The organism is Prevotella sp. P3-92, assembly GCF_002251205.1.
Lineage (GTDB): Bacteria > Bacteroidota > Bacteroidia > Bacteroidales > Bacteroidaceae > Prevotella.
Map to the genome: position 1 here is coordinate 25,712 of NZ_NPJE01000041.1, position 24,941 is coordinate 50,652.

17 protein-coding genes and 1 pseudogene are annotated in these 24,941 nt (G+C 44.5%); 8 read left to right on the top strand and 10 right to left on the bottom strand.

Features of this window, described 5'->3' with window-relative positions:
- Window positions 1-9: 9 nt before the first annotated feature.
- The 3 genes and pseudogenes from nudC to kdsB form a co-directional block, all read right to left on the bottom strand.
- Window positions 10-777 carry an NAD(+) diphosphatase gene (gene nudC / locus CIK93_RS06680; RefSeq protein ID WP_094446958.1) on the bottom strand — a complete coding sequence of 256 codons (768 nt, stop codon included), beginning with the start codon at window positions 775-777 and terminating at the stop codon, window positions 10-12.
- A 3-nt stretch (window positions 778-780) separates the two neighbouring features.
- Window positions 781-1,032: pseudogene (locus CIK93_RS06685) on the bottom strand (bifunctional metallophosphatase/5'-nucleotidase); the annotation flags it as partial.
- Window positions 1,033-1,108: 76 nt separating this feature from the next.
- Window positions 1,109-1,855, bottom strand: a complete 747-nt coding sequence (gene kdsB / locus CIK93_RS06690; RefSeq protein WP_094446959.1) for a 3-deoxy-manno-octulosonate cytidylyltransferase — start codon at window positions 1,853-1,855, stop codon at window positions 1,109-1,111.
- Window positions 1,856-1,997: 142 nt separating this feature from the next.
- Here kdsB and CIK93_RS06695 point away from each other — a divergent pair, with 142 nt between their 5' ends.
- The 4 genes from CIK93_RS06695 to CIK93_RS06710 are packed head-to-tail and all read left to right on the top strand — an operon-like array spanning window position 1,998 to window position 6,356.
- A complete protein-coding gene (locus CIK93_RS06695) occupies window positions 1,998-3,128 on the top strand; it encodes a phosphatidylinositol-4-phosphate 5-kinase (RefSeq protein ID WP_094389950.1) in 1,131 nt (376 codons plus the stop codon).
- Between the two features lie 27 nt (window positions 3,129-3,155).
- Window positions 3,156-3,602 carry a YhcH/YjgK/YiaL family protein gene (locus CIK93_RS06700; RefSeq protein ID WP_094389951.1) on the top strand — a complete coding sequence of 149 codons (447 nt, stop codon included), beginning with the start codon at window positions 3,156-3,158 and terminating at the stop codon, window positions 3,600-3,602.
- 7 nt (window positions 3,603-3,609) lie between these two features.
- On the top strand, window positions 3,610-5,703 hold the full coding sequence (locus CIK93_RS06705; RefSeq protein ID WP_094436748.1) for an alpha amylase C-terminal domain-containing protein: 2,094 nt from the start codon (window positions 3,610-3,612) through the stop codon (window positions 5,701-5,703).
- Window positions 5,704-5,741: 38 nt separating this feature from the next.
- On the top strand, window positions 5,742-6,356 hold the full coding sequence (locus CIK93_RS06710; RefSeq protein ID WP_094446960.1) for a DUF6057 family protein: 615 nt from the start codon (window positions 5,742-5,744) through the stop codon (window positions 6,354-6,356).
- 296 nt (window positions 6,357-6,652) lie between these two features.
- On the opposite strand, the gene CIK93_RS06715 is transcribed toward CIK93_RS06710, so the two are convergent.
- From CIK93_RS06715 to CIK93_RS06740, 6 genes are all read right to left on the bottom strand, one after another.
- The gene (locus tag CIK93_RS06715) at window positions 6,653-7,990 is read right to left on the bottom strand and encodes an NADP-specific glutamate dehydrogenase (RefSeq protein WP_094389954.1); all 1,338 of its coding nucleotides are present in this window, start codon (window positions 7,988-7,990) and stop codon (window positions 6,653-6,655) included.
- 264 nt (window positions 7,991-8,254) lie between these two features.
- On the bottom strand, window positions 8,255-10,774 hold the full coding sequence (locus CIK93_RS06720) for an ATP-dependent Clp protease ATP-binding subunit (protein WP_094446961.1): 2,520 nt from the start codon (window positions 10,772-10,774) through the stop codon (window positions 8,255-8,257).
- Window positions 10,775-10,898: 124 nt separating this feature from the next.
- Window positions 10,899-11,597 carry an ABC transporter ATP-binding protein gene (locus tag CIK93_RS06725; RefSeq protein WP_094389956.1) on the bottom strand — a complete coding sequence of 233 codons (699 nt, stop codon included), beginning with the start codon at window positions 11,595-11,597 and terminating at the stop codon, window positions 10,899-10,901.
- A gap of 120 nt (window positions 11,598-11,717) precedes the next feature.
- Window positions 11,718-15,110: a preprotein translocase subunit SecA gene (gene secA / locus CIK93_RS06730; RefSeq protein ID WP_094446962.1), complete on the bottom strand. Its 3,393-nt coding sequence runs from the start codon at window positions 15,108-15,110 to the stop codon at window positions 11,718-11,720.
- 117 nt (window positions 15,111-15,227) lie between these two features.
- Window positions 15,228-16,607 carry an alkaline phosphatase family protein gene (locus CIK93_RS06735; protein ID WP_094446963.1) on the bottom strand — a complete coding sequence of 460 codons (1,380 nt, stop codon included), beginning with the start codon at window positions 16,605-16,607 and terminating at the stop codon, window positions 15,228-15,230.
- Window positions 16,604-17,917, bottom strand: coding sequence for a DUF4105 domain-containing protein (locus tag CIK93_RS06740; protein ID WP_094389959.1), 1,314 nt, complete (start codon window positions 17,915-17,917; stop codon window positions 16,604-16,606). Before CIK93_RS06740 ends, CIK93_RS06735 begins: the two co-directional genes overlap by 4 nt.
- A gap of 100 nt (window positions 17,918-18,017) precedes the next feature.
- Between CIK93_RS06740 and CIK93_RS06745 the strand changes: the two genes are divergently transcribed.
- From CIK93_RS06745 to CIK93_RS06760, 4 genes are all read left to right on the top strand, one after another.
- Entirely contained in the window at window positions 18,018-19,313 is a 1,296-nt protein-coding gene (locus CIK93_RS06745) for a hypothetical protein (RefSeq protein ID WP_094389960.1), read from the top strand.
- 89 nt (window positions 19,314-19,402) lie between these two features.
- Window positions 19,403-20,062 (top strand): LPS export ABC transporter periplasmic protein LptC, encoded by a 660-nt coding sequence (gene lptC / locus CIK93_RS06750; protein WP_094389961.1) that lies wholly within the window; start codon window positions 19,403-19,405, stop codon window positions 20,060-20,062.
- The gene (locus tag CIK93_RS06755) at window positions 20,059-21,336 is read left to right on the top strand and encodes a hemolysin family protein (protein ID WP_094389962.1); all 1,278 of its coding nucleotides are present in this window, start codon (window positions 20,059-20,061) and stop codon (window positions 21,334-21,336) included. Before lptC ends, CIK93_RS06755 begins: the two co-directional genes overlap by 4 nt.
- A gap of 197 nt (window positions 21,337-21,533) precedes the next feature.
- Window positions 21,534-23,675: a peptidylprolyl isomerase gene (locus CIK93_RS06760; protein WP_094446964.1), complete on the top strand. Its 2,142-nt coding sequence runs from the start codon at window positions 21,534-21,536 to the stop codon at window positions 23,673-23,675.
- 126 nt (window positions 23,676-23,801) lie between these two features.
- Here the strand turns inward: CIK93_RS06760 and CIK93_RS06765 are convergent, their stop codons facing one another.
- Window positions 23,802-24,830, bottom strand: a complete 1,029-nt coding sequence (locus tag CIK93_RS06765) for an asparaginase (protein WP_094446965.1) — start codon at window positions 24,828-24,830, stop codon at window positions 23,802-23,804.
- Window positions 24,831-24,941: the final 111 nt, after the last annotated feature.

Here is a 24,941-nt window from a genome sequence, read left to right on the forward strand (position 1 = left end):
ATCTTTTGACTATTCTTTGTTAGAATCTTCTTTAGACTTCAGATCCAGCCAGTAGTCGATGATTTGGCGGGCAATGGAGAGCTTCTCTGGAATTTGTGGTAAGTGGTGACGATTGAACCACGCGCCACGTGAGAGTTCTGATCGCTGCAGATGAATGTCTCCGTTGTCATATTCTGCAAGAAACCCAACCATCAGTCCGCAAGGGTAGGGCCAAGGCTGTGAACCGTAATAGTGCAGGTTTTTGATGGTCAGTCCGGTCTCTTCCATGACCTCACGGCAAACAGCCTCTTCGAGCGTCTCACCGGTTTCCACGAATCCTGCTACAAGACCGTAGAAATCGCCACGGAAATTCTTGGCATGAACCAAAAGCACCTCATCGCCTCGGCTGACGAGTACGATGACAGCAGTAGCCAGTTGTGGCCACACCTCCTTACCACATTGTGTGCAGCGCTTGGAGATGTCTGTATGGAATTTCATAGGAGCGCCACAAACTCCACAGAATTTGGTATTACTATCCCAATAAAGCAGTTCGTGGCATTTTCCAGCGAGAAGATAGTCGTGACTTGAAAGGTGATAGTAACTCTGTCGAAGTCCACACATTTTATAGCGTGGATTGTCAGTCAGAGGTTGGTCGATACGGTAGGCTTTCGCACCAGCAACATGGAGAATGTTGGTCCAAGGCTTGAGTTCGACAGGAGGTTCGGTAGGAATGCGTAATACATCACCGTCTTTCTCCAAGACAAGGTCTGATTGACAAAATACGAAATATTGTTCCATGGCTTAATCCTCCTTGAAAATAAGACGACGGTCACGTTCGATAGCCGGTTTTGTCCATTCCTCCGGTACGAATCGCCAGTTGTTGAGTGGGAGAGCTTCTACCGTTCCCTGTTTTTCTATCATTTGTGTGAGATAATAGCGTTGGTCGTGCTTGCTCATATAAATTATACGCGAAGGAATATCCTTCTTGGCAATCCCTGCACCACGGGTAAGCAGTTCGCCTCCACCGTTGCCACGATAACTGTTAAAACCCATGAGGGCAAGCAATGTGAAAACTCTTATCATGTGTGAATTGTGGATAGATTGTGATTATAATAGAAAATCGTTATCTCTATTTCCCTTGATTGATAAGAAACTGTTCTGCGCGTTCAAGGTCGGCAGGGGTGTCAATACCAACGGTTTCAACATCAGTCAATCCGACACGAATGCGGTAGCCGTTTTCCAACCATCTTAACTGTTCGAGACTCTCTGCCTGTTCGAGGGGGGACTGAGGAAGTTGGGTGACTTCTCTGAGCACTTCGCGACGATAGGCATAAAGTCCAAGATGTTTGAGATATGGATAGTGGTTGAGCCACGATTTAGGTTCCTGTCCACGTACGAACGGAATGACAGAACGGCTAAAATACAAGGCGAAGCCCTGTTTGTCGCAAACAATCTTCGGAGAGTTAGGATTTTCCGTAGCTTCCATGGAGTCAAAGCGTTTTCCAAGTGTACCAATTTGCGTTTCCTCACAATCGAAAAGCGACTGTAAGGTTTTGAGCTGTGAAGCATCAACAAACGGTTCGTCGCCCTGAATGTTAATCACGACATCAGCATCTGTGCCTATCTTTTCTGCAGCTTCTTCAATACGGTCGGTACCACTTTTATGGTCAGCTCTTGTCATGATGGCGTGTCCGCCAAAACTTTCTACCACACGAGCGATGCGTTCGTCGTCGGTAGCTACATAAGCCTCGTCGAGCGCCTGTGCTGCCTTTTCATATACATGTTGTATGACTGGGCGTCCACCCAAAAGAGCCAACGGTTTGCCCGGAAACCTTGTAGATGCATATCGGGCTGGGATGATAGCGATGAATTTCATTTTTCTATAGGATTTTTTATTTGTTTTCATTGCAAAGGTACAAAAATATCCTTATGGTGCGTTAATATACGCTAACAAAAATGATAAATACCGATTTTTTTTCATACCTTTGTTCCGATTTATTGCTATTAAAATAGAATCAATGATTATTAGACTGAGATATTTCCTTACGATAACATTAGCGACGGCAGCATTGACACTACCGGCGCAGAAGATAAAAGTCGGTGCGTGTACAACGGCCGATGGTGGCGAATACCAAGGTGAGATGGTTGGCGGAAAGCCAGACGGACGTGGTCGGGCAACCTATAAAAACGGGGACTGGTATGAAGGTCTATACTCCAAAGGCAAACGTCAGGGAAAGGGTACTTATACTTTTTCCGATGGTGAAAAATATGAGGGAGAATGGTTCCAAGATCACCAGCATGGCGTTGGAACGTTCTATTTCCAAAACAATAATAAGTATGTAGGACTCTGGTATATTGACGAACAACAGGGTCATGGTAAGATGTACTACTATAATGGTGACGTCTATGATGGCATGTGGAAACAGGACAAACGCGAAGGAAAAGGTCGTTATACGTTCAAAGACGGCACTTGGTATGAAGGTCTGTGGAAAGACGACATGAAATCAGGAAAAGGTGTTTATCATTGGCCAGACGGCTCGTCTTATGACGGCATGTACGCAAATAATTTACGTGATGGCAAAGGAGTGTTCAGATACTCCAATGGTGACGTTTATGTAGGACAATGGAAAGAAGACACCCCACACGGAAAAGGTATTTATAAATTTCAGAGTGGCGACGTCTATGAAGGTGACTATGTACAGGGCGAACGTACCGGTATGGGCGTCTTCAAATTTGCCAATGGCGACAAATACACAGGAGCCTTTGTGGATGGCGACAAACAAGGCCAGGGCATACTTGTGTGGAAAAACGGGAACGTCTATCAAGGTGAATGGAAAGCCGACAAACCTAATGGATACGGAAAACTGACGATGAAGAACGGCGATGTCTTTGAAGGACAGTTCAAAAACGGAACCATACACGGACAAGGTGTAGCACGTTTTGCAGACGGGTCAAAATTCAAAGGACAGTTTATCAACGGACGAAGAAACGGACCTGCCGTAGAAGAGGATAAAAACGGCAAACGCTTTGAGGGATCCTATGTAGATGACAGACGTGACGGACGTTTTGTAGAAAAGGACGCCAACGGTAATGTTACAGCACAAGGTAACTATACAAGAGGACATCGTGAGGAAGACAAAACAAAATAAGCAACCCTTAAATAAATCAATAGAATTATGATTATCGACGAACTAAAACATCTGAAAGACTATGAGTCGTTGAACCCCTTGTTTTCAAAAGTTGTGGAGTTTATCAACCAGCACGACCTCAACACACTTGAGGAAGGCAAACATGAGATAGTGGGTAAAGACCTCTTTGTCAACATCCAGACAGCCAAAGGAAAGACACCCGACGAGGCTGTTATCGAAACCCACAATAAGATGATCGACATACAGATACCGCTCTCTGCTGCTGAAACATACGGATATACTCCCCGTGAAGCACTTCCGGAGGCTGCATATAACGAAGAGAAAGACATTACCAAAATACCCGGACTTGCTGCCGAGAGTTATGTGACAGCTCAGCCCGGATGTTTTGCCATCTTCTTCCCACAGGATGGTCATGCCCCGTGTATTGCAGGTGTAGATGAAATAAAGAAAGCCATTTTTAAAGTTAAAGCCTAATATCATCATGACAACAAATAAAACTACAAAATCCAAAGCCGGAGCAAAGACTGCGGCAAAGAGAACGACACGTAAAAGTGTGAAACAGGAAAACAAGCATATTGGTCTGGTAAAAAATGACTCTTGGCTTGAACCCTACGAGGATGCCATTCGTGGAAGACATGAGCATGCCCTATGGAAAATCGCCCAGTTGACGAGAAACGGGAAAAAGACTCTTTCTGATTTTGCATCAGGACACCTCTATTTCGGACTTCATAAGCTTGCAAAAGGCTGGGTGTTCCGTGAATGGGCACCTAATGCAACAGAAATATACCTCATCGGAGATTTCAACAACTGGCAGGAATCACCCAAATATAAATGCAAACGTATAGAAGGTACAGGAAACTGGGAACTCAAACTCTCGGAAAAGGCCATTAAACATGGAGACCTTTATAAAATGAAAGTTAAATGGAATGGTGGAGAGGGTGAACGCATACCAGCATGGTGTCAACGTGTGGTACAAGACGAACAGACCAAGATTTTCTCAGCACAGGTGTGGAACCCTGAACATCCTTATGTCTTTAAGAAAAAGACCTTTAAGCCTGACATTTCACCATTGCTTATCTATGAATGCCACATTGGAATGGGACAAGATGCCGAAAAGGTTGGCTCTTATCGTGAATTTCAGGAAAACGTATTGCCACGTGTTAAGAAAGATGGATATAATGCCATTCAGGTTATGGCCATCCAGGAACATCCCTACTATGGATCCTTTGGATACCATGTATCATCATTCTTTGCACCTTCAAGTCGTTTCGGAACTCCTGACGAATTAAAGGAAATGATTGATACTGCCCATAAAATGGGTATTGCGGTCATCATAGATGTTGTTCATTCGCACGCTGTGAAAAACGAAGTTGAAGGACTCGGAAATCTTGCAGGAGATCCCAATCAATACTTTTATCCTGGTGAACGTCATGAACATCCAGCATGGGACTCTTTGTGTTTTGACTACGGAAAGGATGACGTCTTACACTTCTTACTCTCCAATTGCAAATATTGGCTGGAAGAATACCATTTCGACGGCTTCCGCTTCGATGGAGTTACGTCTATGCTGTATTACTCTCACGGACTTGGGGAAGCATTTACAGGCTATGGAGATTACTTCAACGGACATGAGGATGACAATGCGATCTGCTATCTGACATTGGCCAACAAACTGATTCACGAAGTTAATCCCAAGGCAATAACGATTGCCGAAGAAGTATCGGGTATGCCAGGACTTGCCGCACGTTTTGAAGACGGTGGGTATGGTTTCGACTACAGAATGGCTATGAATATTCCTGACTATTGGATTAAGACCATTAAGGAAGTAAGGGATGAGGATGTCAACGTTTGTAGCATTTTCTGGGAAGTGAAGAACAGACGACCGGACGAGAAAACCATATCTTATTGTGAAAGCCATGATCAGGCTCTTGTGGGAGATAAAACCATCATCTTCAGACTCATAGATGCCGATATGTATTGGCATTTCAAGAAAGGCGACGAAAACGATATTGTTCGAAGGGGTATCGCGCTACATAAGATGATTCGACTGGTGACACTTGGAGCTATAAATGGCGGTTACCTCAATTTTATGGGTAACGAGTTCGGACATCCAGAATGGATTGACTTCCCGCGTGAAGGAAATGGATGGTCGTACAAATATGCAAGACGCCAATGGAATCTTGTAGATAACAAAGAACTCTGCTACCACTGGCTTGGTGATTTTGACCGCAGAATGTTGGAAGTGGTCAAGAGCCAACGAAATTTCCAGAACACACCCGTAACAGAAATTTGGCATAATGATGGAGATCAGGTGCTTTGCTTTATGAGAGGCGACCTTGTCTTTGTATTCAATTTCTCTCCAACACACTCCTATACTGACTATGGATTCCTTGTACCTACAGGTTCCTATGAAGTAGTGCTCAACACAGATGCCAAGGAGTTTGGTGGTAATGGATTCGCAGATGACACGATGACTCACATGACCAACTACGATGAACTCTATGTGAAAGACCGCAAAGAGTGGCTCAAGCTCTATCTACCAGCCAGATCAGCTGTGGTGCTCAGAAAACTGTAAGTGGAACAAAGGTAAAACAACCACACCTCTGCATACTTATGAAATACAATATCCGCCGTATTTGGCTGATTCTCTCACTTGTGACCATACTGATGCTTGTCATCGGTATGGTCGCAGGATCTTCTGACGTGAAGCAATATGCAAAACAGATGGAAAACCTGATGAATAAGGGAGATTATGATGCAGCACTTCAAATTGGATGCAAATCAGACAAGACTGATTCACTACTGACAGCCCTTAGAGTTGAAGCGCTTTATCAACAGCATCGATTAGGAGATGAACTGTTTACTTATCCCATTTCCGGGTCAGGTAGGGATATGAAACACTGCGGAGGCGATAAAATGTTATGTGGCTATTTGATAGATTGTCAACTTGACCAATTTGTCAAATTACTTCCAACATACTATCCAATTAACAGCAGTTTGCCCAAACACTACCAAGAAGCCCTCGTTCTATATAAACATCTGCGTGCACAACCGATCATCGTGTTCAATAATCTTGCTATGGAGGCAGATTTTGACGAGATGAAAAGTCTTCAGCAAAGATATCCTAAGCAACGCGAATGGCTTATCAATATGCAGACCAACTATAAAGATACCTATTGGTATTATTATTTCTGCGGAAAAGCAATCAATAAATTACAAAACAGATAATCAGACTTTGTAATTCGTCTGCTTCATGTATCATGATTCATTCGGGATGCCCTCGGTTTAATTTGTATTTTGCGTACCCCCAATACTTAACAATTGACTTATTTTACGCGTGTAAAACCTATTGAATCTGAGTTGTTATGAACTTGATGAGGTATTGAAACGTCTTACCTCTTCATTACAAATTAATGGTGTAGGGCGTGCTCACAAAAAAACAATTGGGAGAAACGCTTAACTCGTCTCTCCCAATTTACAGTGGCTAATCTATATATGTGTTTGTGAGATAGATTGCTGTGAACTTATACAATACCCTGACTCATCATAGCTGATGCAACCTTCATGAAGCCTGCAACATTGGCACCCTTCACATAGTTGATGTATCCGTCAGCACCAGTACCGTATTTCACGCAGTTTTCGTGAATATCGTTCATAATACGCTTCAGGTAGTTGTCAACCTCTTCAGCGGTCCAACTCAGACGCTCTGAGTTCTGAGACATTTCAAGACCAGATACTGATACACCACCAGCGTTTGAAGCTTTTCCCGGAGCATAAAGCAACTTGTTGTCTTGGAAAATCTTGATAGCCTCAGGAAGTGAAGGCATGTTTGCACCTTCTGCCACGGCAATTACGCCATTGTCAACAAGAGCCTGTGCCTGTTCGCCGTTAATCTCGTTTTGGGTAGCGCAAGGAAGGGCAATATCAGCCTTCTCATGCCAAGGACGCTCGCCAGCATGATAAACAGCATTGGGATATTCTTCTGCATACTCTTTGATACGACCACGCTCAACATTCTTCAGCTCTTTCACATAAGCCAGCTTTTCAGCGTCAATTCCATCGGGATCGAAGATGTAGCCATCTGAGTCTGACAAGGTGAGTACTGTGGCTCCCAACTGGATGCACTTCTCTGTAGCATACTGAGCCACATTACCAGAACCAGAAATCAGAACCTTCTTGCCTTTCAGCTCGATGCCGCGAGTAGCCAGCATAGAAGTCAGAAAATATACTGTACCGTAACCTGTTGCTTCAGGACGAATCAATGAACCTCCGAAGGGGATACCCTTACCGGTAAGTACACCTTGGAACTGATGGGTGAGCTTCTTGTACTGTCCAAAGAGGTAACCCACTTCACGACCACCAACACCGATGTCACCAGCAGGAACGTCTTCATCAGGACCGATTACTCGATACAGTTCGTTCATGAATGCTTGACAGAAACGCATAACCTCTGCATCGCTCTTGCCACGTGGAGAGAAATCGGAACCACCTTTGGCACCACCCATAGGAAGTGTTGTCAGCGAGTTCTTAAAAGTCTGTTCAAAAGCGAGAAACTTCAGAATTCCCAGATTTACACTCTTGTGGTAACGCAGACCGCCTTTGTACGGACCAATGGCGTTGTTGTGTTGGATGCGATATCCCATGTTGGTCTGAACATTTCCCTTATCGTCAACCCATGTGATGCGGAATTCGTAAACGCGATCGGGCACGCAAAGACGCTCAATCAGATTAGCTTTCTCAAATTCAGGGTGCTTGTTGTACTCTTCCTCAATAGTTGGAAGTACCTGACTTACGGCCTGAATGTACTCAGGCTCATTGGGAAATCTTTGTTTCAGATTTTCTACAACTTGTGCTGCATTCATAATTTTTTCTTTTTTGGTTAAATTATAACGTTTTTTCTACTTCTTTTTTGTTTTCGGTTGCAAAATTACATCAAAAATCTGAAATACCAAACAAATTATCAAAAAATATGCTATATTTCTTTCTTTTTGTAGCAAATATGTATAAAAACAGAAAAAACATTGCTTTTTCGCCTGTTTGGGAGCACAATAAGAAAAAAGCACCATCTTACCTTTGAAAGGTAGATGATGCCTTAGTATTCATATATTGGAGTAAGAAGGTGAAGATTATATCTTATGGATAGTCAATTCACTTTTTCCTTCCTCTTTGCTTATTGATATGGTACTGTTAGCCTCCAGTTCTCCATCGATGATAAGTTCTGCAATACCATCTTCTATATAGTTCTGAATCGCACGTTTCAATGGACGCGCACCAAATTGCACATCATAGCCGCGTTCTGCAACAAAAGCCTTGGCTTCGTCGGTTATCTGCACTTGATAGCCGAGTGCTTCCATACGTTTGAAAAGTCCGCGTAGTTCGATGTCGATGATTTTCTTAATAGCCTCTAAATCCAACTGCTCAAAGGTGATAATCTCGTCCATGCGGTTCAGAAACTCTGGTGAGAACTGTTTAGACAATGCTTTCTGCACAATACTGCGCGCATGTTCCTTATCCTGGTCATTGAGCATGAATGAACTGTTTCCTGCTGTGTTAAAGCCTACACCCCGACCGAAATCCTTCAGTTGGCGTGTACCTGCATTAGAGGTCATAATGATAACCGTATTGCGGAAATCCACAAAGCGTCCGTTACCATCAGTCAGACGACCTTCGTCGAGAACTTGAAGCAAGAGGTTGAAAACGTTACTATGTGCCTTTTCAATCTCATCAAGTAGTACGATGGAGTAGGGACGACGACGAACGCGTTCGGTCAACTGACCACCTTCCTCGTAACCAACGTAACCTGGAGGTGCACCAACCAGTCTGGACACGTTGAACGATTCGGTATATTCACTCATGTCAACACGAATGAGCGCATCACTACTGCCGAACATAAATTCTGCGAGTTTCTTCGCCAGATAGGTTTTACCTACTCCCGTAGGACCAATGAACATGAATACGCCGATAGGATGGTTAGGTTCTTTCAGTCCCACCCGGTTGCGCATGATTGCTTTTACCATCTTATCGATGGCTTTGTCTTGTGCCACAACCTCTTCCTGCAGTTTCAGGTTCATGCCTTTCAATCGGATACCTTCGGCTTGCGCTAAGCGTTGTACAGGAACACCAGTCATGATCGAAACAACGTCTTGTACATCCTTAAGACTGACATTCTGGCGGTCTATGTCTTCACCATTCTGCCAATTAGTATTAAGGGCATCCAGTTCCTGTTGGAGTTGCGCTTCTCGATCACGATGACTGGCAGCCAATTCGTAATTCTGGTTTTTCACCGCTTGGCGTTTCTTTTCGCTTGCCTCCTTGAGTTGTTTTTCCTTTTCGATGATTTCTGCCGGAACTTGTGTGTTTGTCAAGTGCAGACGTGCCCCGACTTCATCCATTACATCAATGGCTTTATCCGGTTGTTGTCTGTCGCTGATGTATCGCTCCGTGAGACTAACGCATGCAGCAAGAGCCTCATCGGTATAGTTCACGTGATGATGCTTCTCGTAGTGATGCTTGATATTGTGAAGTATCTGAAGCGTCTCTGCGGGAGTATTCTGCTCTACTATGACTTTTTGGAATCGGCGTTCCAAAGCTCCATCCTTTTCGATGGAATTTCTATATTCGTCAAGTGTGGTAGCTCCGATACATTGTATCACACCACGTGCCAATGCTGGTTTGAGAATATTGGCAGCATCCATAGAGCCTGGTGTTGAACCAGCGCCTATGAGGGTATGGATTTCATCAATGAAGATGATGACATCATCATTCTGTTCGAGTTCCTTAATGAGCTGCCGTATGCGTTCTTCAAACTGTCCACGATATTTCGTACCAGCAACAACCCCTGTAAGATCGAGCGTTAATACACGTTTACCAAACAATAAAGGAGGGCATTTCTTGTTGGCGATGGCTTGTGCCAATCCTTCCACAATAGCGCTCTTTCCTACGCCAGGTTCACCAATCAGAATAGGGTTATTCTTCTTTCTGCGTCCCAGAATTTCCATGACCCGCATCATCTCTTTCTCTCGTCCCACAACCTCATCAAGTTTGTTGTTTCGAGCCTGAAGAGTCAGATCGGTTGAGAAATTATCGAGCATGGGAGTTTTCGATTTCTGTTTGTCTTGTTGTGTAGTGGTAGTATTTCCATTGCTTTGGTTAGAAGAATTAGCTTTTTTCTGCTCTTCTTCGAATTCTTCCTCAGGAAGTCCTACACCATTTGTGACATGGAGTAAAGAACGTATTTCTTCGTAGTTCATGTTGTTGGATTCCAAAATTTGTTTTGCACCATTGTTTGCCGCATCGTGCATGATGGCAAGCAACAGATGTTCTTCTTCCACTTGTTGACTGTGACCGAAACGTGCTTCAAGAACGGCCAGTTTCAAAATATTGTTAGCTTGTGGAGTGAGAATGATGTCAGACTGTTCTTCACTTATGGCAACTTTCTCGTTACGGGCAAGTTCCTCAAGTTTTTCCTTGACCGATTGACTGTCGATGCCGAGGCGATGAAACAGACTGTTGGTAGTGCTTTCGCGTAGGCGCATCATTCCCAGCAACAGGTGTTCTGGAGCCACACAACGGTTTGCGAGCCGTATGGCTTCTTCTCGCGAGTATGCGAGTATTTCTGATATCTTTTCTGAAAACTGATTTGTCATAACTGAAAACATGATTGCAAATAACGTGCCAACGATAACCTACACACAGTTTGTGGCAAATTCAGACATCCCTTTCTTATTATTAAAATTTATATAGTTTGGAGAGATGTTTTTTGTCCATGTGTTAACTGCCGAAATACAAATCCAGCTCGTGTATGGCTTGTTGGTTTTTATTGTCTAAGTCACGGATAATGCATCCGTGTTCGAGTAGAGCTATTCGTGTAGAAATATCTACTGTGTGCTGAAGATTGTGGCTTGAGATCAGTAGGGTTGCCTTGGTCTGTGCCACATAGTCAGTCAGTAAGTGTTTGAGTAGTGTCTGACTGCTCGGATCAAGGAAATTGAAGGGTTCGTCGAGGATGACGATGCTGGGACGTCTATATAGGGCAGATATAATACCCACCTTCTGCTTGTTACCAGCCGATAGGTTTCGGATTAGTTTCTTCTGTCCAAAAATCTCTCCTGCAGCAAAGTCAGTAAAATCTTCCATACGCTTCTCAGATTGTTCTTTGGTCATTCCTGACACTTTTCCCAAAAAGGCGAAATATTCTTCTGGCGTAAGAAAGTCTATCAGGAATCCCTCATCGATATAAGCGCCAACATGTTGTTTCCAATCTTCATTCTCACTGGGGTTAATGCCATCAATAGTAACAAAGCCGGAATCCGCTTTGAGCAAATCGAGCATGAGTCGGAATAGGGTAGTCTTACCTGCACCATTGTTGCCAACGAGGCCGAGAATCTCTCCATCTGTTATTTCAAAGTATTCGATGGAAGAAGCTACTGTAGTTCCGAAATTCTTCTGAAGATTGTTTATGGTAATCATTGTTGATTTCTATTGGTTTTATCCTTGACTGTTATTTGTATTTTCGCTGCGCACAGCGTGTGCAACTTATTGAGAATGCAACACACCGCATGATAACGTGTGGTGTGCTGCATGATTTGTTTATACTAATCCGCGTCCGTGGCAGTTTTTGAATTTCTTACCCGAACCGCAAGGACATGGGTCGTTACGTCCTGGCATTTTTTCCTTGACGATAGGAGTACGTGGCTGTTGTGCACGTGTGTCGTGAGCGGCTGCCGCACGCATGTTAGGATCCCTCATCTGCTCCTGCTCAACGGTTGGTTTGTTTTCCGTGTATTGCTGGTGTGGACGTTGAGCTGGTTCTGGACCAGCCTCTTCCACTTGCTGCATTTCCGGAATAGTGGTGCGCATGAGTACAGAGACGATGCGATTGTTCATATCGTTAATCATGTTATCCCATACCTTTGCACTTTCCAACTTGAAGATGAGCAAGGGGTCTTTCTGTTCGTATGAAGCATTCTGTACCGAGTGACGAAGTTCGTCGAGTGCGCGGAGGTTTTCTTTCCATGCCTCATCGATGACGTGGAGCAACATTTGTTTTTCAAACTGCTTGACAATAGACTTCGATTTTGTTTCGTATGCTTCCTTTAGGTTGCAAGGAATCTGATAGAGTCGTCGTCCGTCAGTCAAAGGAACTGCTATTCTGTCAAAACGGTCACCTTGTTCGGTATAGACTTTCTCTATGACGGGTTGAGCAATCTCACAGATGTGTTCTGTCTTACGCTCAAAGGCTTCCATCACTTTCTTGTAGGAGTTTTCTTCCAGTTCTTCAAGATGTCCAGACTGCAGTTGTTCTTCGGTGAAAGGCACTTCCATGGCAAACAAACGAATGAAAGCTTCACGGCATCCTTCATAGTCGTTTTGCTCGATAGTAGTAGCAACACGGTCCCAAAGCATATTGGCAATATCCATTCCGATACGTTCTCCCATCAAGGCATGGCGACGTTTCTCATAGATAACGGTACGTTGACGGTTCATGACGTCATCATATTCCAAAAGACGTTTACGGATACCAAAGTTGTTTTCCTCTACCTTACGCTGTGCACGTTCAATCTGCTTGCTCATCATCGGACTCTCGATGCGTTCGCCTTCCTTGAAACCTAAGCGGTCCATAACAGAGGCAATACGTTCAGAACCAAACAGACGCATGAGCTTATCTTCAAGAGATACATAGAATACTGATGAACCTGGGTCTCCCTGACGTCCAGCACGTCCACGCAACTGACGGTCAACCCGTCGGCTTTCATGACGCTCAGTACCAATGATTGCCAGACCTCCTGCAGCTTTCACTTCTGCAGTCAGTTTGATGTCGGTACCACGTCCAGCCATGTTGGTTGCAATAGTCACGGCACCAAGCATACGTTCTTCTACGTGTTTATTACCTTCTTCATCAACAATCTCTACACGTCCCAAATTACTGCGTCCTGCCTCTGCCACAATGTCAGCCTCCTTATGGTGGAGCTTGGCATTCAGGACTTGATGAGGAATCTTTCGCATATTGAGCATTTTAGAGAGCAATTCAGAGATTTCAACGGAGGTTGTACCTACAAGTACAGGGCGTCCGCTATTGCGCATTTCCTCAATTTCCTCAATGACAGCATTGTATTTCTCGCGTGCGGTTTTATAGATTCTGTCGTCCATATCCTTACGGATAACAGGACGGTTTGTTGGAATTTCAACAACATCGAGTTTGTAGATGTCCCAAAACTCACCTGCCTCGGTAGAAGCAGTACCTGTCATACCTGCGAGTTTATGGTACATACGAAAATAGTTTTGGAGTGTAATGGTGGCGAAGGTCTGTGTTGCAGCTTCCACTTTCACATGTTCCTTGGCTTCCACAGCCTGATGCAATCCATCGCTCCAACGGCGTCCTTCCATGATACGTCCGGTTTGCTCATCGACAATCTTCACTTCACCGTCAATCACAACATACTCATCATCTTTATTAAACATGGTGTATGCTTTGAGCAACTGCTGCAAGGTGTGTACGCGTTCGCTTTGGATAGCGTAATGGCTGAGCAACTCATCTTTCTTGGTCACGCGCTCTTCCTCAGAAAGGCTGCTATCTGCTTCAAGAGCCGACAGCTGTCCGGCGATATCGGGCAATACAAAGAGTTCTGAGTCATTCACCTGTTGGGCTAACCATGCCGTTCCTTTGTCGGTTAAGTCACATGAGTTCAGCTTTTCATCAACTACAAAGTACAGAGGTTCAACTGCTTCTGGCATGCGTCGGTTGTTGTTCTCCATGTAGGTATTCTCAGTATTCTGAAGTCCGGTTTTAATACCCTCTTCAGAGAGGAATTTGATGAGCGGTTTGTTTTTAGGGAGCGACTTGAACGAACGGAACAAGGCAAGGAAACCCTCTTCTGTGAGCTTCTTGTCACCTTTTGCTTGTCCTTCGCTGATTTTCTGCTTAGCCTCTGCCAAGTATTGTGTAGCAAGTTGACGCTGTACAGCCACGATTTTTTCTACGAGAGGCTGATATTCCTCAAACATCTGGTCGTCACCTTTAGGAACAGGACCAGAGATGATCAGAGGAGTACGTGCATCATCAATCAACACGCTATCTACCTCATCGACGATGGCATAGTTGTGTGCGCGCTGGACGAGGTCCTGTGGTGAGGTGGCCATATTATCACGCAGATAGTCGAAACCAAATTCGTTGTTGGTACCGAAAGTAATGTCACACTGGTAAGCACGACGTCTTGCATCTGAGTTAGGCTGATGCTTGTCGATACAATCTACAGAAAGACCATGGAACATGTAAAGCGGTCCCATCCATTCAGAGTCACGCTTAGCTAGATAATCGTTGACAGTTACCACATGGACACCGTTTCCTGTCAGGGCATTAAGGAATACAGGAAGAGTGGCTACGAGGGTTTTACCTTCACCAGTTGCCATTTCGGCAATTTTTCCCTGATGGAGCACAGTACCACCAAACAGCTGTACATCATAGTGTACCATTTCCCATTTAAGGTCGTTTCCTCCTGCGGTCCAATGGTTGTGATAAATAGCTTTATCTCCGTCAATGGTAATAAAGTCTTTTCTTGGATCTGATGCCAGTTCGCGGTCGAAATCGGTTGCAGTAACAATTGTTTCTTCGTTTTCGGCAAATCGGCGTGCAGTTTCCTTGACGATGCTGAAAGCCTCAGGCATCGCTTCGTCAAGCTGTTTTTCAAAGATGTCGAGAACTTCTTTCTCCAGTTTGTCGATTTTGGCAAAGATGTCGGCACGTTCATCAATAGGTGTTTCTTCGATGGTATCTTTAAGTCTCTTGATTTCTGCTTTTTGTTCTTTGGCAGATTCCCGTATGCGTTTTTGTATGTCGCGAGTGCGTTGACGTAACTGGTCGTTGTCCAATTTCTGTATTTCTGGATATACGGCTTTAACCTTTTCCACCAACGGCTGGATGAGTTTCATATCTCTCGTCGATTTATTACCGAAGAGTGATGTCAATATTTTCGTTAAGTTCATATTTGTTTTGTTTCTTTTTCTTTGATTACTATTATCATTTTACGTAAAAACGCTTGCAAAGTTACTAATAATATTCCGTAAAGTTGCAAGTTAACTGATATTTATTGTCCGTCGTCTTTAGAAAAGAGGGACTGCCGAACAGGCATTAGGAGCCCTGATGCGTATGGAACGGGCTATTGTTGGAGCAATTCTGTCGGCTGTGACAGGTGTCTGTACGCGTTCGCTCCGGACACCGTCTCCGTAAATAATAATAGGGAAAGGAATGTTGTAAGCGCGTGATGTTGACTTTTCCAAGGTTTCCTCGTTAACGAGTTGCCAACCTGGAGTGATGTCAATAATCAAGTCACCGCATTTTTCTATATTAAATCCGTTGCGAATAGGTTCAAGCAGATGATTATCGCTTATTAGCAACTGATTAGCAGTATAGACGTTACGTATTCCGGAAATTTGAAGGAGAAATTCCTGCGAACGCTCCATCAAGTCTCCGAGATTGATATTCTTTTGTCTTAAAGTCTGACGATTGAAGAATAGCTGATTATGGTAGCAATATTCTATGTATTGTGCTTGTCCGAAGATTGCACCAAGATACATGTTAAGAAGATTTGCCGTTCGGTTGATATAGAAATTTCCTGTTGGGATTCGGAAGCGTGCATTAGTAGCATGATCATCTTCTGTTTCCTCCCGATAGGCTGTTCCTGAAATCACAAATAGGATGCGGTTTCTATTGAGATGTCCTTCTATTCCTTGAATGAGGGTTGAAATATTCTCATCGAGTTTTACATACGACTCCATCGTGCGACCAGCCTCATAGGTGAGGTTGATCAGGTCGGGTTTATCATCAATACCGATTCCTGCCTGTTTGACACATTCCAACGCTGCAGTTGTAATTCCTGCATTGACGTCTGTTCCTGGCGCATATAGTCTGGAATAACCGGAAATCCATTTGTCGTAAGGCTGATAATACGTGGTGGATGTCCATTGGTTGTTATTGACCCACAATACTCCATCAGCTGCATGTCCGGCAGAAAGGATGGCTGCATCGGCAGTTGCTGCAAACGAATAGACCTTTCCGATACCATTGGTTGCAATCTTTAATTCATCTCCCAAAGTAGAAGTCCCTAGATGGTTAGGTGAATATCCAACCTTAGTATCGCGCACACATTGTTGTGGACGTAGGGTTTCTTTGTCGAGCCATTCAAAAGCTGTTATTCCGTGATAGTAGGGTGATGTTCCGGTCTGGACAGAGGCAATGGCTGATGCGCGGTCAACAGGTGAGAAATTGTACGCTCCATTCGTAAACACCATTCCGTGCTTCAACAATCTGTTGAATCCGTCTGGCCCATAAAGAGGAGCGTATGTTTCCAGAAAGTCAGTACGCAGTTGGTCTATTTGAATATTGACCACCAGTCTAGGAGCCTGTGCTATAAGTTGTGCTTGTGCTTCTGCTGTAAGCCCAAGCAAACTCATGAGTGTGATGTAGATATATCTATTCTTCATTTTGCAGGTTTCTGCTGCCTTTGTTCTGGCACTTTATTATTATTTTTTATATGTACGATACTTTGTAACAGCAAACATAATGCCAAACTCCAGATGCCTTCTGCATAATCCTGCCAAATTCCTCCAATAAGGAAGAATATAACAAGGACTAAGGCTATGTTCCAATAGATTGTTTTCTTTCCTCGAACAACCTTATAAAGAAAAAAAAGTGGGATAGGGTTGAAGAGTAGGATCTGCAGATTCAGGGTGGTCGTAGGATGCTCAGAGAAAAGCATCACAAAGAGCAACAGTCCGATGATTGACTGTATGGCGACCAACAGTATGTCCCAAGCTAACAGAATCTTATGTACTCGGCATTGAACAACAAATAGAGCTAACGCCAATAAGCTGATGATGATAGCGCAAGCTGTTGGCGATAATGGAAACTCAGACTTTAACAGCTGAACACCAGCCGGAACAGCCACTCTTCGTTCTTTCACCAACGGACGATATTCGCCATTAGCGAAGATGCGTGCATGGTCAAAATCATACATGAGATTATTAGGCAAAAATTCTTGTTGCCTTTGGTCTGTCTTTATGTCAGAACGGATTCCCAACAGCATGTCATTGCCAAAAGCAGCCCATGGGTGACGTTTTGTCATCTCATGAATCATTTCACGATAGGTTGGCTGATAATTATCCCGTGGCTCATATATGAGCTTCCCGGAAATACATTGTTCTATAATATCGCGTGCCTTCGTAGTACAGTTGCTATAAAAGTAATTATAACGATAGATACGGTTTCCGTCCTGAAGATTATCTGCAAGTGCATTTTTCAAGCATAGCTTCTCTTCGGTAGTAAGATTGAGAACCTGTTCGGTAACCATGCTTCCAAAGCGTCGGTATTCCTCTTTAAATAAAGTATAGGGGTAAGCTCCTAATTCGTAGTCGGTCCATCCTAATACAAATCTTCCTATAAAGAAAGGCTTTCTGAAGTCAAAGACACCGTAATTGAAAGCGACATCAATGCCTTTAGGCCACAATTCATGATAGCGAATTGCAGTATGTCCGTAAAGACTGTATATTTCGTCGTGAGGCTGACAAGTTAGGAGACTGATTTCTACAGAATCCATTCGCTGGGCAAACAAGTCGGGCTGGCCTGTTGCGTTCGTATCCGACGCTTTTTCTTTGTTTTCATCTTCCACAGCAACAGTTCCGCTATTGCTTCCAACGGGGGCATAAGGTTGTGCCCATACTGCTTGCGACAATACCAGCGAGAGTGTTAAAAGTCCCCCTTTAAGAGCATTAAAAATGTTTTCTAAATGTTTCACGATGCAAAATTAACCTATATTTTCCACTTATCGTGCTTTTATTTCGTTTTTTTTCGATAATTTTGCAAGCCGTAATCGAAAAGATAAACAAAACAAATAGATGAAGAAGCTTTTTATAAATGGCATACTCCTTTTTGCCAGTGCCCTGACTGTTAGCGCTCAGAGTGGCACCAACTCGCCTTACAGCCAATATGGCCTCGGTATTTTGTCAGAACAGTCACAAGGGTTTAATCGTGGCATGAATGGTCTTGGCCTTGGCTTCCGCTACGGAAATCAGGTGAATACGCTCAACCCTGCATCGTATTCTGCAGCCGACTCCCTAACTATGATTTTTGACGTGGGGCTTTCCGGACAAATTACAAATTTTAAGGAAGGTAACACAAAGGTGAATGCCAAGAATGCTGATTTTGAATATGCAGTGGCTATGTTCCGTGCAATGCCCAGTTTGGGTATTAGTTTCGGTATCGTACCATTCACCAATGTAGGTTATTCCTATTCGCGCACCGATGTTGCCAGTTCTTCACTCTATAGTATAGAGACCCATAGCGGTAACGGCGGATTGCGTGAAGTATATGTCGGTGCCGGTTGGGAACCTGTTAAAGGATTTTCTGTCGGTGTCAACGCTGGCTATCTCTGGGGAAATACAGAGCGCAGCATTACCAACACCACCAACCAGTCTGCAGCCAATACCCTGAGCCGTATTTATTCAACAAGCGTCAATACCTACAAACTCGATTTTGGAGCGCAGTACCAACAGGCTTTAGGTAAGAAAGATGTATTGACCATTGGTGCAACATTCGGATTAGGTCATAAAATGGGAGGCGAGGCACAGCTGATCAATACCAATACCGATACCCAGAATAGTGTAATGACGTCAGACACGGCGACTATAGACGATGCTTTCAAGCTCCCAATGACATTGGGTCTTGGTTTTGCATGGTGTCACAACAAAACGCTCACAGTTGGTGCGGATTATTCTTTCCAGCGTTGGTCAAACATCGATTATCCTAAATACGAAAACAACAAATATCAACTTGTAAGCGGATTGCTCAACAACCGCCACAAGATGACTGTTGGACTTGATTGGATTCCAAGTGCATCCAACTGGACTTCCTTGAGTCTTAAGAATCTTCTTACGCACACCCACTATCGTTTTGGCGCATCTTACGCCACACCTTATTATAAAGTAAACGGACAAGATGGACCGAAAGAACTCAGCGTGAGTGCAGGTATGGGCATCCCATTGGTCAACAAATGGGGTAACCGTTCTGTTCTCAACATTAGTGTCCAATGGGCAAGACAGTCAGCCACCAATCTGATAACAGAAAATACCTTCCGCATCAATCTTGGCATTACCTTCAATGAGAAATGGTTTGCTAAGTGGAAAGTAGAATAAGTCTGTCTCAGAACATATAATAAACAAACAACACTTGTAAATTGATACTTAAGCGAAAATACCATTCTTCCAACATCTGGGCGGGCACTATGCTTGCCCTGCTGTTGTCTGTGGGGGCAGGGTCCTGCCAAAAGCCAAAAGACCATACTGCACCTGCTGTGCGTGACCGTGACTCTGTCTCGATGATGACAAGTTATGGTATCAACACCCTCATCAGCGACTCTGGTGTCATCAAATACCGCATCGTTACTGAACGGTGGGATGTCAATACCGTGAAGAACCCCAGTCGTTGGACTTTTGAAAAGGGCATTTTCCTTGAACAGTTTGATGAGAAGTTTCATGTAGAAGGTTATATACAGGCCGATACTGCGTGGTATTATGATCAAAAGAAATTGTGGGAACTGCGTGGAAGAGTGCGCATACGTAATGTAAACGGACTTATATTCAGAAGCGAAGAACTGTTCTGGGACGGTATTGCCCATGAATTCTATTCCCATAAATTTTCCAAGGTTATCACGCCCGAACGCGAAATGCAAGGCACGTATTTTCGGAGTGACGAACGCATGCAACGTTATGAAGTCACCAATAGTGTCGGTTCCTTCCTGGAGTCGGATATGAGTGGTGAAAGCGAGAACACTGCTCCCGACAAGCAGAAGACTGCCACACTTTCCGATACTGCCACTACACAACAGTCACAACGCCAACCGGCTGTCAGGCGTGCCGCAACGACCAAAACATCACAACCATGACAAATCTTATAGTAGGTATCATCATTACCATGATATTTTCAGCCTTCTTTTCAGGCATGGAAATAGCTTTCGTCTCCAGTAACAGACTTAGAGCGGAGATGGAACGGGAGAAAAACGGACTGGCAGACAAGGCCATTTCCTTCTTTTACCGCCACCCCAACGACTTTGTGAGCACCATGCTAGTGGGCAACAATATCGCTCTGGTAGTATATGGCATTCTCTTTGCAGCAATATTCGACAACACCTTGTTTGCCTCACTTAATGACGGAAGTCGTGTCACGGCCGATACGCTGTTATCCACAGTCATTGTGCTCTTTACAGGAGAATTCCTGCCCAAGACGATATTCAAGGCGAGTCCCAATACGATGCTGCGATTCTTTGCTGTTCCTACCATGGCGTGCTACGTCACACTCTTTCCCATCTCGCGTTTTGCCACAGTACTATCAAAAGGTCTGCTGCGGTTGTCAGGACAGAAGATCGACAACGATAGTGCCGACAAGGCATTTACAAAAGTAGATTTGGACTATCTCGTACAGGCCAGCATAGACAATGCTCCTGACGAACAACAGATTGAAGAGGTCAAGATCTTCCATAATGCACTCGACTTCTCTGATACCAAGGTACGCGACTGTATGGTTCCCCGCACAGAGATAGAATCGGTGGATATAGAGAAGGCATCGATGGACCAGCTGAAAAGCAGATTCATAGAAAGTGGTCACTCCAAGATTGTGGTCTATCGTGAAGATATTGACCACGTCATCGGTTATGTCCATTCATCAGATCTTTTCAGAATAGGCGCTAAAATCGTGGGCGAAGACCCGATTCCAAGTAGCATGATCCGCGAAATGCCTTATGTTCCGGAAACGATGGCAGCAAGCAAACTGATGCACACATTCCTTCAAGAAAAGAAATCATTGGCAGTGGTCATCGATGAATTCGGTGGCACCAGTGGCCTTGTGTCGCTTGAAGACATTGTTGAGGAAATCTTCGGTGATATTGAAGACGAGCATGACAACATGCACTATGTGGCAAAACAGTTGGGTGAAGGCGAATATATGCTTTCTGCCCGACTGGAAATAGAAAAGGTCAACGAGATGTTCTCCCTCGACCTGCCCGAAAGCGACGACTATATGACAGTCGGAGGCCTCATTCTTCATGAATATCAAAGTTTTCCGAAACTCAATGAAGTGGTCAAAATCGGGCATTTTGAATTCAAGATAGTAAAAAATACCATGACAAAGATAGAACTTGTAAGGTTGAAAGTAGAAGAATAACGATTCTAAACTACACTTTTTTGTGATTATCTTTCGTTTAATGACTATTTTTTACTAACTTTGTACGCTAAAAGCGGAAACATGACCCACAAGTTGCACATCTTTGCCTATACTGACAGCATGGCAGAAAAAGACAAGTGGAACATGTCAATGAAAAACTTAGAGCAATAACAAAAAAATAAAATAATTAAAAAACAATGGCAGTAATTGGAAAAATCAGAAGCTGGGGACCTGTCCTCGCCACCGTGATTGGATTGGCCCTCTTTGCTTTTATCGCCGAAGAAATGTTTCGCTCTTGCGAAGCAACAAACAACGAGAAACGTCAACAAGTCGGCGAAGTGTTAGGTAAGAAAGTGTCCGTTCAGGACTTTCAGGCAATGGTCGACGAGTATCAGGAAGTAATCAAGATGACCCAAGGTCGCGAAAGCCTTTCTGACGATGAACTCAATCAGCTGAAAGACCAGATCTGGCAGGAAGTGGTCAATACCACCATCCTGGAGAAAGAGGCCAACGAATTAGGTCTGACCGTTACCGATGCAGAACTTCAGAATATCCTGAAGGCCGGTACCAACCCCATGTTGACTCAGACTCCTTTCATCAACCAGCAGACAGGACGTTTCGACGTAACCCAGCTCACCAAATTCCTAGATGAGTATAAGAAAATGCAGTCACAGCCACAACAGCAACAGGTTGCAGAGCAGTACAAGAAGATCTACGACTATTGGAAATTCATCGAGAAGCAGCTGCGTCAGCAGACGCTGATGATGAAATACCAGAGCCTCCTGGGTCATTGCCTGCTGTCTAACCCTGTTTCAGCAAAGATGGCTTTCGATGATAACAATATTGAAAGCAACATCACCTTGGCTGCTATCCCATACACCTCTATCAAAGACAACGAGGTGAAGATTGCCGACAGCGATCTGAAGGCTAAGTATGACGAGATGAAGGAAATGTTCAAACAGACCGTTGAAAGCCGCGACATCAAGTATGTTGACTTCCAGGTTCTCCCTTCAAAGACTGACCGTGCTGCGCTGAACAAGACCATGAGCGAAGCCAAGCTGAAACTTGAAAGCGGAATGACTCCTTCTGAAGTTGTTCGCAAAGCTCGGTCACAGGTTGCCTACACAGGCATTGCAGCCACCAAGCGTGCATTCCCAGCTGATGTAGCTGCCAAACTTGACTCTATGGCTGTAGGTCAGACCTCTGCTGTTTTCGAAACAAGCTATGACAACACCTTGAACGTCATCAAGCTCATCGCTAAAGTAGAACAGCCAGACTCTATCGAGTTCCGCATGATTCAGGTAGGCGACGAAACAGCTGAAGCTGCAAAGAGTGCAGACAGCGTTTATACAGCCTTGAAGGGTAATGCTGATTTTGAAGCCCTCGCTAAGAAGTATGGTCAGACTGGTCAGAAGACATGGATGACTTCTGCCATGTACGAAAGTGCACAGACGCTCGATGCTGATACGAAGGCATACATCGCAGCCCTCAACAACACTGCTGTTGGCGAGGTAGTGAAGCTCAGTCTCTCACAGGCTAATATGGTACTTCAAGTGACCAACCGCAAGGCGATGACCACCAAATATGATGTTGCCATCATCAAGCACACTATTGATTTCTCTAAGGAAACCTACAACCAGGCATACAACAAGTTCAGCCAGTTTGTCAGTGAAAACAAAACACTGGAGGGACTGGAGAAGAATGCTCAGAAATTTGGTTTCAAAGTGATGGAGCGTCAGGATATGGTCAATTCAGAGCACTATGTGGCAGGCGTACGCTCAACACGTGAAGCTATGAAATGGGTATTTGATGCTAAGCCAGGCGATGTTTCACCACTCTACGAATGTGGAAACAACGACCACATGATGGTTATTGCGCTGACCAAGATTCACCGTGTAGGCTATCGTAGCCTTGACGACGTGAAAGACATGGTACGTCAGGAAGTCATCCGCGATAAGAAGTTTGAAGTTGCCGCTGCTAAGTTGAATGGTGTTAAATCCATTGCCGCTGCCAAGCAGAAGGGTGCTGTCATCAGCAATGTTGACCAGATCACATTCTCTGCTCCTGCATTCGTACAGAGCACAGGTGCCAGCGAGCCCGCTTTGAGTGGTGCAGTTTCAGCTGTTAAGCAGGGACAGATGTGTCAGGCTCCTGTCAAGGGCAATGGTGGTGCTTACATCTTCCAAGTGACTAAGCGCAGTCTGCAGGCAGGTGCTAAGTTTGACGTGAAGCAGCAGATGGCGATGCTTCAGCAGATGGCAATGCGTGCAGCAGGACGTTACATGCAGGAACTCAACCAGAAGGCTGAAGTAGTTGACAACCGCTACCTCTTCTTCTAAAAGTAGAAACTGGAAGATAATATTTAAGCCCCATACCTTGAAGGTGTGGGGCTTATTTTTTTGTAATCGATGTGTGGCAGGATCAAGCGAAATGTTTGTGTGGCATATCCCGAAACACTACCGATGTCAGACGGTTATTTCTCCACGGATGCTTTGCCGCATGTAATATCTTACCGTTTCCGGATCATCAAAAATCGATTGCAGATACATCAGTTTGGTCACCGCATTTTCCACTGTTGAATCGTAGCCGCTGATGACCCCCGCTTCTTGTAACTGATACCCCGTGTCGTATCGGCCCATTTCTACTGCACCTTGAATACACTGGCTGATGTTGATCACCACCTTGCCGTTGTGCGTAGCCTCTTTCAGCGCGTGCATCACCCAAGGTCGTTGTGGGGCATTGCCCGAACCGAAGGTACGCATGACGATACTCTTCAGATTTGGTGTGGCAATCACGTGGCGCACCAAGTCTTCGCGTATGCCGGGAAAGAGCGAGAATATAATCACATTATTGTCGAGCTTGAAATGCGGGATCATCGGTTTGTCCCAATCCGGTTTGAGCATCCTTTCCGTATGGTAGGTGATATTGATTCCTGCATCCACAAGATGAGGATAGTTGAACGACTCGAAAGCATTAAACTCCTCAGCACTTTGCTTCGTTGTCCTGTTGCCTCGTAGCAGGCGTCCATTGAAATAAATGCCAACCTCAGGGACGAGCGCATGACCCTCATGGTCTTTCGCTGCAGCAATCTCTATCGAGGTGATGAGATTCTCCTTTCCGTCCGTTCTCAACATCCCGATGGGCAGCTGCGACCCTGTGATGATGACCGCCTTGGTGAGGTTTTCCAGCAGATAGGATAGGACAGAGGCAGTATATGCCATGGTGTCAGTACCGTGAAGCACGATAAATCCATCGTATGCGTCATAGTGACTGGCGATGATGTGACTCAGTTCAGTCCATCGGGCAGGCGTCATGTCGCTGGAGTCGATAGGAGGCTCAAACTGTATGGTATCAATCTTCGTGTCAAACTGTTTGAGTTCTGGCACATTGTAGAGCAGGTGCTCAAAATCGAAAGGTTCCAAAGCGCCTGTGTGTGGATTTCGGTTCATACCGATTGTTCCACCTGTGTAAATGAGTAGGATTTTGCTTTGCATCTTGCTGAAAATGTTTATAGACCGCTGCGAAGTTACAAATAAAAAGTGAAACTCCAAAGAAATTAGCCGATATTAGGGTTAGGAAGTTACACTTTGTTTAAAATCGAAGAA

Excerpts from the sequence above, each read along its gene's own strand:
- nudC (WP_094446958.1), bottom strand. The coding sequence starts at position 777 with ATGGAACAATATTTCGTATTTTGTCAATCAGACCTTGTCTTGGAGAAA.
- kdsB (WP_094446959.1), bottom strand. The coding sequence starts at position 1,855 with ATGAAATTCATCGCTATCATCCCAGCCCGATATGCATCTACAAGGTTT.
- CIK93_RS06695 (WP_094389950.1), top strand. The coding sequence starts at position 1,998 with ATGATTATTAGACTGAGATATTTCCTTACGATAACATTAGCGACGGCA.
- CIK93_RS06700 (WP_094389951.1), top strand. The coding sequence starts at position 3,156 with ATGATTATCGACGAACTAAAACATCTGAAAGACTATGAGTCGTTGAAC.
- CIK93_RS06705 (WP_094436748.1), top strand. The coding sequence starts at position 3,610 with ATGACAACAAATAAAACTACAAAATCCAAAGCCGGAGCAAAGACTGCG.
- CIK93_RS06710 (WP_094446960.1), top strand. The coding sequence starts at position 5,742 with ATGAAATACAATATCCGCCGTATTTGGCTGATTCTCTCACTTGTGACC.
- CIK93_RS06715 (WP_094389954.1), bottom strand. The coding sequence starts at position 7,990 with ATGAATGCAGCACAAGTTGTAGAAAATCTGAAACAAAGATTTCCCAAT.
- CIK93_RS06720 (WP_094446961.1), bottom strand. The coding sequence starts at position 10,774 with ATGACAAATCAGTTTTCAGAAAAGATATCAGAAATACTCGCATACTCG.
- CIK93_RS06725 (WP_094389956.1), bottom strand. The coding sequence starts at position 11,597 with ATGATTACCATAAACAATCTTCAGAAGAATTTCGGAACTACAGTAGCT.
- secA (WP_094446962.1), bottom strand. The coding sequence starts at position 15,110 with ATGAACTTAACGAAAATATTGACATCACTCTTCGGTAATAAATCGACG.
- CIK93_RS06735 (WP_094446963.1), bottom strand. The coding sequence starts at position 16,607 with ATGAAGAATAGATATATCTACATCACACTCATGAGTTTGCTTGGGCTT.
- CIK93_RS06745 (WP_094389960.1), top strand. The coding sequence starts at position 18,018 with ATGAAGAAGCTTTTTATAAATGGCATACTCCTTTTTGCCAGTGCCCTG.
- lptC (WP_094389961.1), top strand. The coding sequence starts at position 19,403 with ATGCTTGCCCTGCTGTTGTCTGTGGGGGCAGGGTCCTGCCAAAAGCCA.
- CIK93_RS06755 (WP_094389962.1), top strand. The coding sequence starts at position 20,059 with ATGACAAATCTTATAGTAGGTATCATCATTACCATGATATTTTCAGCC.
- CIK93_RS06760 (WP_094446964.1), top strand. The coding sequence starts at position 21,534 with ATGGCAGTAATTGGAAAAATCAGAAGCTGGGGACCTGTCCTCGCCACC.
- CIK93_RS06765 (WP_094446965.1), bottom strand. The coding sequence starts at position 24,830 with ATGCAAAGCAAAATCCTACTCATTTACACAGGTGGAACAATCGGTATG.